This window comes from Clostridium sp. CCUG 7971 (assembly GCF_017590215.1).
Taxonomy (GTDB): domain Bacteria; phylum Bacillota; class Clostridia; order Peptostreptococcales; family Peptostreptococcaceae; genus Faecalimicrobium.
In genome coordinates, this window is sequence record NZ_JAFFPK010000199.1 from 1 (window position 1) to 3,147 (window position 3,147).

3 protein-coding genes are annotated in these 3,147 nt (G+C 27.3%); all 3 read right to left on the reverse strand.

Annotated features, from left to right (window positions below; genetic code table 11):
• Positions 1–18: 18 nt before the first annotated feature.
• On the reverse strand, positions 19–1,683 hold the full coding sequence (locus tag JWF52_RS18515) for a glycoside hydrolase family 13 protein (RefSeq protein ID WP_208334946.1): 1,665 nt from the start codon (positions 1,681–1,683) through the stop codon (positions 19–21).
• A 31-nt stretch (positions 1,684–1,714) separates the two neighbouring features.
• Positions 1,715–2,503: an endonuclease/exonuclease/phosphatase family protein gene (locus JWF52_RS18520; protein WP_208334947.1), complete on the reverse strand. Its 789-nt coding sequence runs from the start codon at positions 2,501–2,503 to the stop codon at positions 1,715–1,717.
• A gap of 2 nt (positions 2,504–2,505) precedes the next feature.
• Positions 2,506–3,147, reverse strand: a 642-nt coding sequence (locus JWF52_RS18525) for a glucose PTS transporter subunit EIIB (protein WP_208334948.1), incomplete at its 5' end; no start/stop codon positions are given.

Consider the following 3,147-nt stretch of genomic DNA (forward strand, 5'->3'; position numbering starts at 1 on the left):
GATAATTATCTAGTATTTTTATTTTAATCTATACATTCTGCATTCATATGGTCTTAAATTTATATTACAACATTCAATATGATTATCCACATTATAGTTTGATAGTATTAAGTTTTTGTGATTTAATTTAAAGTTTTTTAAATCACACTCTAAGAGCTTATCACTTATATTACATATAACAATAACTTGCCTATCTTTAAAAGTCCTTGTATACGCATAAATATTTTCATCTTCTTTAAGTAATAAATCGTATTTACCATATACATATAACTCGTCACTTTTTCTTATTTTTATCATATTCTTGTAAAAAGATAGTATTGATTTTTCATCATTTAACTGATTCTCTACATTAATATTTATATAATTAGGATTAACTTTCATCCATGGATTTACTTTACTAAATCCAGCATTTATACTATCGTCCCATTGCATTGGGGTTCTAGTATTATCTCTTGAAGTTTCCCATACTTCTTTTATAAGTTCTTCATGAGTTTTACCATTATTAAGTTCTATATAATAGTGATTTTTAGTTCTTACATCATCATAATCTTCAATAGAGTTAAAAGCTACATTTGTCATTCCAATCTCTTGTCCTTGGTATATAAATGGAGTTCCTTGTAACATAAAATACATCAATCCTAATGAAGTAGAACTTTCATACCAGTAGTTTTTATCATCACCAAGTGAAGATACACATCTTGCTATGTCATGATTTTCTATAAATAGTGCATTCCAACCAGTTTTATAAAGTCCATCTTGCCACCTAGTTATAACTTCTTTAAATTTTACTAAGTCAAGTTTTTCTCCTACTTTATTACTCCAAAGGTCTATATGCTCAAACTGAAATACCATATTAAACTTACCTTCTTCTTCCCCTACCCACATATGAGCATCTTGTGTTTTTACTCCATTAGCTTCTCCAACAGTCATTATATCGTATTTATCAAAAGTATTTTCTTTTAATTCCTTAAGATATTTATGTATTCCTTCTACATTCATATGCTTATCAAATGATGGTACGTATTCTAAATTATCAGGATTTGGCATATCTTTTAAGTCTTTTTCTTTATTTATATGACTTATAGCATCTACTCTAAAACCATCTATACCTTTATCTAACCACCAGTTCATCATATCATATATTCTACGTCTCATATCTTCATTTTCCCAGTTCAAGTCTGGTTGTTTCTTTGTAAATAGATGAAGATAATATTGCTTAGTATTCTCATCATATTCCCAAGCAGAACCTTTAAATATACTTTCCCAGTTATTTGGTTCTTTATTATCCTTTCCATCTCTCCAAATATACCAATCTCTTTTATTACTATCTCTAGATGATTTTGATTCTATAAACCATGGATGCTCATCACTGGTATGATTTATAACTAAATCTATTATTAGTTTCATATTTCTTTTATGTACTTCTTTTAAAAGATCATCAAAATCTTTCATTGTTCCAAACTCTTCCATTATATCTTGATAATCACTTATATCGTATCCATTATCATCGTTTGGCGATTTATAAAATGGAGATACCCATATAACATCTACACCTAAATCCTTTAAATATTCTAATTTTTCAATTATTCCTCTTATATCACCTATTCCATCATTATTTGAATCATTAAAGCTTCTTGGATATATTTGATATGCAACAGCTTCTTTCCACCATATTTTTTTCATTATTTTCCTCCACAGTATACCTATAAACTTATTATATTTTTACCTTAATTTCTACTCCATAATGATCTGAAACTATATCTTTATTTATATTATTAAATATAACATTAGAACTTATTACTTCTACTTTTTTATTGCTAAGTATTAAATCTAGCCTCAATTTTTCATTATTATAATCCCATCCAGCTATATTACCTTCAACAGTTACACCATCATCTTTTTCAATTGATAAATAGTATGTATCTATAAGATTTTTGCATAAATAATCATAGCCTTCATTTTTTATATTTGCATTATTATTAAAGTCCCCCATAATAAAAGCTATATTTTCTTCTTTTATATTTTCAAGTAATTTATTAGCCTGATTTATAAATGGTTCTTCTTTATCATGCCACCATCCCAAATGACATGAATAAAAACTTACTTCTTTACCTTTATAATTTGCTTTTAATTTAACTATTTTTCTAGTTTTCCAAAATTCATAATCATTGCTATTTGTTATAAAAAAACTTTCTTTTTTATGAATCGAAAGCTTTGTCATAAGACAAATCCCCTCCTCATATATATCATATCCTATATGACACATATCCCAGAAAAGGTTGTAATTGAAATTTCCAAGTTTCTCAAGTTCTTTCTGTAATACTAAAGCAAAATTATCTTCCTTTATATTTTCATAAACTACTCTTGAACTTTTTTTCTGACTTACTTCTTGAAGTGCTATAACATCATAGTCATTTTCATTTATAGTGTTTGCTATATATTTTATTTTTTCAAGTTGCTTATCTTCTTGCCATGAGTGACAATTTAAAGTTAAAAGATTCAATTTTATACCCCCAATATATCTTGGATATTTGATTTTAATACGTCTGCTTTTGGTCCATACACAGCTTGAACTCCTCTATCTTTAATTATAAGACCTAATGCTCCATTTTCTTTCCAGCTTTTTTCATCTCCAACTAAAGAAGTATCTTTAACTGTAACCCTCAAACGAGTCATACAAGCATCTACATCTTCAATATTGTCTGATCCTCCAAGTAGATCTATTACTTTTTCTGATAACATATCTTTTTCACTATTATATGTAGTTTTAGAAGATGATTGCCCTTCTCCATCTTCTATATAATTCCCCTTACGACCTGGTGTTGCTATATCAAATTTCTTTATTAAGAAATTAAATGTAGCAAAGTTTAGTACAAAGAATACTATACAAGATAATACAAAGTTTACTAAGTCCATAGTCAATCCTGCTTTAATTAACATTGGAGTACGAGTCAAAAATTCTATAAAACCAAATGAATGTACTCTTAAATTTATTAAATCTGCTAAAGCAAATGCAAGACCTGTAAGTATTGCATACACCACATATAATACTGGTGATATAAACATAAACATAAATTCTATTGGTTCTGTAACTCCTGTTAAGAAGCATGCAAGAAGCGCTGATAAAAATATTGGTTTATATTTTTT

What these genes read in the sequence shown, in the direction of transcription:
- JWF52_RS18515 (WP_208334946.1), bottom strand. Translation starts at nt 1,683, where the DNA reads ATGAAAAAAATATGGTGGAAAGAAGCTGTTGCATATCAAATATATCCA.